The organism is Micrococcus sp. LASM2_SD2 (assembly GCF_057364565.1).
In genome coordinates, this window is record NZ_JBNFOB010000158.1 from 1 (window position 1) to 5,590 (window position 5,590).

Sequence of the window (5,590 nt, forward strand, 5' to 3'; positions counted from 1 at the left end):
CGGCAGGGCGCTCACGCGCCCGGAGGGATCCGCCACGTCCCGGGCGAGGACGGCGCGCATGGACTCCGACGGCTCGACCGCCGCCACGAAGCGCACCTGGTCCGCGGGCCGGGCGGCGAGCAGACGGGTGAACAGACCGGTGCCGGCGCCCAGGTCCACCACGTCCAGCGGCGCCCCGAGGTCCGCGAGGACCCAGTCCACCGCGGCGGACGGGTAGGAGGGGCGGACGGCGTCGTAGTGCTCGCCCTCCTCCGCCGTGACGTCGAAGGGGTTCACCCCCTGCGTGCGGGTGATCGCGGCCCTGCCCGGCAGGGACGGGACCGGTCGCGCGGACGGCGAGGGGCCGTCGTCGGGAAGGGTCACGAGGAGGCGAGGATCGCGCGGACCTGCTCTACGTCCTGGTGCATCTGGGCGACCAGCTTCTCCACACCCTCGTAGGCGACCATGCCGCGGATGCGGGCGACGAACTCGACGTCGATGCGCTTGCCGTAGAGGTCGAAGTCCTCGACCCGCTCGTCCGGGCGATCGATCACATGGGCCTCCACCACGCGGCGCACGCCCTCGAAGGTGGGGTTGGTGCCGATGGAGATCGCGGCGGGCCAGACCGTGCCGTCCCCCTCGTGCACCCGGCCGGCATAGACGCCGTCCGCGGGGATCATGCCCTCGGAATCGGCGGCCAGGTTGGCGGTGGGGAAGCCGAGCTCGCGGCCGCGGGCGTAGCCGTGCACGACCTCGCCGGAGACCACGTGGTTGCGGCCCAGCACGGCGGCGGCCTCCGCCACGTCCCCGGCGGTGAGCGCCTCGCGGACCCAGGTGGAGGAGCAGCGCCGGTCAGGATGCTCGGGCACGTCCGCGGGGAACTCGTCCACCGCGATGACCTCGAAGCCGTGGGTGCGGCCGAGGTCCACCATGGTGCCGAAGTCACCGGAGTTGCGGTGGCCGAAGCGCACGTCGTGGCCGACCACCACCGCGACGGCGTGCAGGCCGTCCACGAACATGGACGTCACGAACTCCTCCGGCGTCTGCCGGGCGAACTCGAGGGTGTAGTGCTGCTGCAGCACCGCGTCCACGCCGGTCTGGGCCAGCAGGTCGATGCGCTGGCGCGGGCTGACGATGTCCTCGTGCGGTGCCTCCGGCTGGTGCACGGCCCGCGGATGCGGGGCGAACGTCACCACCACGGCCGCGTGGCCGCCGGCGCGGGCGCGTTCCACCACGGAGGTGAGCACCTTGCGGTGGCCGCGGTGCACGCCGTCGAAGTTGCCCAGCGCCACCACGGTGCCGGGCAGGTCCGCCGGCACCTCGTCCAGAGACGTCCACACCTGCATTCAGGACTCCTTCGGCTCACGGTGGGCCAGCAGCCACACCAGGCCCACGATCGGCAGCACCAGCGGAACGTAGCCGTAGCCGGCGCCGAAGCGGGACCACACGGTGTCGTCCGCGAACAGCTCCGGGTGCAGCACCGTGGCCAGGCCCACGCCCACCACGCCCACCAGCTCGATGAGCACGGCCGCCAGGGAGACGAGCCAGGCGGTGCGGCCGGTGCGGGCCAGGGACAGGGTGGCGACGATGTAGACGACCGCGGCGAACGCCGAGAGGACATAGGCCACGGGGGCGCGGTCGAAGTGGCTGAGGATCTGGAACAGGCTGCGGGCCAGCGCCGAGAGGGCGAAGACCGCGTAGACCATCACGATGATCCGGCCCAGGCCCTGGTTGCGCCGGGGCGGGGCGGTGTCGGTCTGCCGGGCGGTGTCGGTCTGCCGGGCGGTGCGCATGGTCCTCCTCACCACTGTCCGTACCAGATGACCTGCATGCGGTGGAGCATGACCACCACGGTGGGACCGGCCACGGCCATCACCACGTTGGCCCACCGGGTCTTGTCCGTGATGGCCCAGGCGAGCGCGATCGGCGGGACGATCAGCGCCGTGAGCACGTATCCCCAGAACTCCCAGCCCGGCCCGTTGAGGGTGTCCCCGCCCAGCTGGCGGACGATCGCGGCGCCGCCGTAGACGAGCAGGAACAGCTCCACCGCGGCGACCGAGAGGATCGCGGAGTCCGCCGGGTAGCGACGGAGGACGGCGGCCACCAGGCAGACGAGCAGGGACAGCACGCCGATCACGGTGCCGGTCCAGAACCAGGCGTCCAGGATCACGGGCGGGCCTCCTTCTGCGCGGAGCCGGTGCCGCCGGTGCCCGGTCCCTCGGCGGGGGCGAACACGAGGTGCGGACGGGCGACGTCCAGCCCGCGGCGGCGGCCGTCCTTCAGCAGGGCGACGACGGTGCCGTCGGCACGGCGGGCGGCGGTGAGCTCCGCGTCGGTGCCGGTGGGGTCGATGGCGCGGCCGAAGGAGAGCTCCTCGGCCTCATGGTCGGTCAGGTCCCGGACGGGGAACAGGTCCGCGGCGGCGGCGGAGAGCCCGGTCATGGCGAAGCCCCCAGCGAGGGCATCGAGGCTGTGGGCGTCAGCCACGTGAAACGGGCCGACCCTCGTGCGCCGCAGCATGGTCAGGTGCCCGCCGACCTCGAGGGCCTCCCCCAGGTCCCGGGCCAGCGCACGGATGTAGGTGCCGGAGGAGCAGTGGACGCGCACGTCCAGGTCCACCACGCGCCCCTCGTCCAGGCGGCGCACCTCGAGGACGTCGAAGGAGTGCACGGTGACGGGACGGGCGTCCAGCTGCACGTCCTCGCCCGCGCGGACGCGGTCGTAGGCGCGGCGGCCGGCCACCTTCACGGCGGACACGGCGGAGGGGACCTGCTCGATGTCCCCGGTAAGGAGGGCGACCTGCTCGGCCACGCGCTCCTCAGTGACGGCGTTCGCCAGGCGGGTCTGGACGACCTCGCCCTCGGCGTCGTCGGTGACGGTGGAGACCCCGAGACGGATCGTGGCCTCGTAGACCTTGTCCGTGCCGGTGATGGACGTCAGCAGGCGGGTGGCCTTGTTGACCCCGACCACGAGCAGGCCCGTGGCCATGGGGTCGAGGGTGCCGGCATGGCCGACCTTGCGGGTCCCTGCCAGCCGGCGGACGCGGCCGACCACGTCGTGCGAGGTCCAGCCGGCCGGCTTGTCGACGAGGACAACCCCCGACGCCTCGGTGCCCGGGGCGTCGGGGGCTGCTGCGGTGCGCTGAGAGCTCACTGTCGGTGGGACCTCAGGCGCGCTCGTCGTCGTTCTGGTCCGCGTGGCGGTACGGATCCTCCTCACCGGCGAAGGCGGCGCCCTCGCTGGACCTGGCGATCTCCGCGTCCCGCTCCCGGGCCGCGCGCAGCACCTCTTCGAGGTGGGCGGCGGCCTCGGGGACGGTGTCCGCGACGAACTCGAGGGTGGGCACCAGGCGGATCGTCAGGTTCCGGCCGACCTCGCGGCGCAGGATCCCTCGGTTGTCCTGGATGCCCTGGTGGGCGGCGGCGACGGTGTCGTCGTCGCCCAGCACGGTGTAGTACACGGTGGCGTGCTGGAGGTCGTTGGTCACGCGGACCTCCGTCACGGTCACCGGCTCCACCCGGTCGTCCTTCACACTGCGCCGCAGCGCCTCGGCCACGAGGACCTTGATGCGCTGGGCCAGCTTGGCTGCACGTGCCGGATCGGCCATGAGCTCACTTCCTTCCTGGGGACTGCGGTGACGTCCCTGCGCGGGGCGCAGGTCAGTCGCGCGGCTTCTCCTGCATCTCGAAGGTCTCGATGATGTCGCCTTCCTTGATGTCGTTGAAGCTGCCCAGGCCGATGCCGCACTCGTAGCCCTCGCGGACCTCGGTGGCGTCGTCCTTGAAGCGGCGCAGCGAGTCGATCTTGAGGTTGTCCGAGACCACCACGCCGTCGCGCACCAGGCGGGCCTGGGCGTTGCGGCGGATGAGGCCCGAGCGGACGATCGAACCGGCGATGTTGCCCCACTTGGAGGAGCGGAACACCTCGCGGATCTCGGCCGAGCCCAGCTCGACCTCCTCGTACTCCGGCTTGAGCATGCCCTTGAGGGCGGACTCGATGTCGTCGATCGCGTCGTAGATCACCGAGTAGAACCGCATGTCCACGCCCTCCTTGTCGGCCAGCTCGCCCACGCGCTCGGCGGGACGGACGTTGAAGCCGATGATGATGGCGTTGTCCACGGTGGCCAGGTTGACGTCGTTCTGGGTGATCGCACCCACACCACGGTGGATGACGCGCAGCTGGACCTCGTCGTCGCCGACGTCGATCTTGAGCAGCGAGTCCTCCAGGGCCTCGACCGGACCGGCCGCGTCGCCCTTGATGATGAGGTTGAGGGTGTCGATCTTGCCCTCGGCGACCGCCTGGTCGAACTCCTCGAGCGTGATGCGCTTGCGGCGCTTGGCCAGCTGGGCGTTGCGCTCGGCGGCCTCGCGCTTCTCGGCGATCTGACGGGCGGTGCGCTCGTCCTCGGTCACCAGGAAGCTGTCGCCGGCGCGCGGCACCGAGGACAGGCCCAGGACCTGGACGGGACGCGAGGGCAGGGCTTCCGTGACGGCCTCGCCGTTCTCGTCGAACATGGCACGGACGCGGCCGTGGGCGGTGCCCACCACCACGGTGTCGCCGATGCGCAGCGTGCCGGTCTGGACCAGCACGGTGGCCACGGCGCCGCGGCCCTTGTCCAGGTTGGCCTCGATGGCCACGCCGCGGGCGTCCTTGGACGGGTTGGCGGTCAGCTCCAGGGCCGCATCCGCGGTGAGCAGGATGGCCTCCAGCAGCTGGTCGATGTTCTGGTTCTGGCGCGCGGAGACGTCGACGAACATGGTCTCGCCGCCGTACTCCTCCGGCACCAGGCCGTACTCGGTCAGCTGGCCGCGGATCTTGTCCGGGGCGGCGCCGTCCTTGTCGATCTTGTTGACGGCGACCACGATCGGCACGTCGGCGGCCTGCGCGTGGTTCAGGGCCTCCACGGTCTGCGGCATGACGCCGTCGTCCGCGGCGACCACGAGCACGGCGATGTCGGTGACCTTGGCACCGCGGGCACGCATGGCGGTGAACGCCTCGTGGCCCGGGGTGTCGATGAAGGTCAGGCGACGCTCGTCGCCCTCGTGCTGCACTCCCACCTGGTAGGCACCGATGTGCTGGGTGATGCCGCCGGCCTCGCCCTCGATGACGTTCGAGGAGCGGATGGCGTCCAGGAGTCGGGTCTTGCCGTGGTCCACGTGGCCCATGACGGTCACGACCGCCGGACGGGGCTCCAGATCCTCGTCGTCCTCGTTGGCCTCCTCGGCCTCGAGGTCGATGTCGAACGCCTCCAGCAGCTCCTTGTCCTCGTCCTCCGGGGACACGATCTGCACCTTGTAGCCGAGCTCGTCGCCCAGCAGCTGGAAGGTGTCCTCGTCCAGGGACTGGTTGGCGGAGGCCATCTCACCGAGGGTGAACAGCACCTTCACCAGGTCGGCGACGTCCGCGCGGATCTTCTCGGCGAAGTCGGCGAGGGAGGCTCCCCGGCGCAGGCGCAGCACGGTGCTGCCGTCGCCCTTGGGGATCTTCACGCCGCCGATCTCGCGGGTGTGCTGCTGCTCGAACTCCTGACGCTTCGCGCGCTTCGACTTGCGTCCCTTGCGCGGGCCGCCCGCCACGGCCAAAGGCGCCCTGGGCGTTGCGCGCCGCGGCC

Annotated in this window: 6 protein-coding genes and 1 pseudogene; all 7 read right to left on the reverse strand. The window is 71.6% G+C overall.

Translation table 11 applies throughout. From position 1 onward, the window contains the following. The coding region (locus AC2W7A_RS08730; RefSeq protein WP_485991018.1) for a class I SAM-dependent methyltransferase at positions 1 to 363 on the reverse strand (363 nt) is incomplete at its 3' end. Continuing rightward, entirely contained in the window at positions 360 to 1,325 is a 966-nt protein-coding gene (locus AC2W7A_RS08735; RefSeq protein WP_485991020.1) for a bifunctional riboflavin kinase/FAD synthetase, read from the reverse strand. The genes AC2W7A_RS08730 and AC2W7A_RS08735, both read right to left, overlap by 4 nt. Beyond that, complete coding sequence (locus AC2W7A_RS08740; protein ID WP_485991021.1) at positions 1,326 to 1,772, reverse strand: hypothetical protein; 447 nt, start codon at positions 1,770 to 1,772, stop codon at positions 1,326 to 1,328. Between the two features lie 8 nt (positions 1,773 to 1,780). Further along, positions 1,781 to 2,149 (reverse strand): hypothetical protein, encoded by a 369-nt coding sequence (locus AC2W7A_RS08745; RefSeq protein ID WP_485991022.1) that lies wholly within the window; start codon positions 2,147 to 2,149, stop codon positions 1,781 to 1,783. Continuing rightward, positions 2,146 to 3,132, reverse strand: a complete 987-nt coding sequence (gene truB / locus AC2W7A_RS08750; RefSeq protein ID WP_485991023.1) for a tRNA pseudouridine(55) synthase TruB — start codon at positions 3,130 to 3,132, stop codon at positions 2,146 to 2,148. Before truB ends, AC2W7A_RS08745 begins: the two co-directional genes overlap by 4 nt. 13 nt (positions 3,133 to 3,145) lie before the next feature. Beyond that, positions 3,146 to 3,586 (reverse strand): 30S ribosome-binding factor RbfA, encoded by a 441-nt coding sequence (rbfA, locus tag AC2W7A_RS08755; RefSeq protein ID WP_485991024.1) that lies wholly within the window; start codon positions 3,584 to 3,586, stop codon positions 3,146 to 3,148. Between the two features lie 52 nt (positions 3,587 to 3,638). Beyond that, positions 3,639 to 5,590 (reverse strand): annotated as a pseudogene (infB, locus tag AC2W7A_RS08760) (translation initiation factor IF-2); the annotation flags it as partial.

Coding starts and splice junctions, on each gene's coding strand:
- AC2W7A_RS08735 (WP_485991020.1), bottom strand. CDS start 1,325: ATGCAGGTGTGGACGTCTCTGGACGAGGTGCCGGCGGACCTGCCCGGC.
- AC2W7A_RS08740 (WP_485991021.1), bottom strand. CDS start 1,772: ATGCGCACCGCCCGGCAGACCGACACCGCCCGGCAGACCGACACCGCC.
- rbfA (WP_485991024.1), bottom strand. CDS start 3,586: ATGGCCGATCCGGCACGTGCAGCCAAGCTGGCCCAGCGCATCAAGGTC.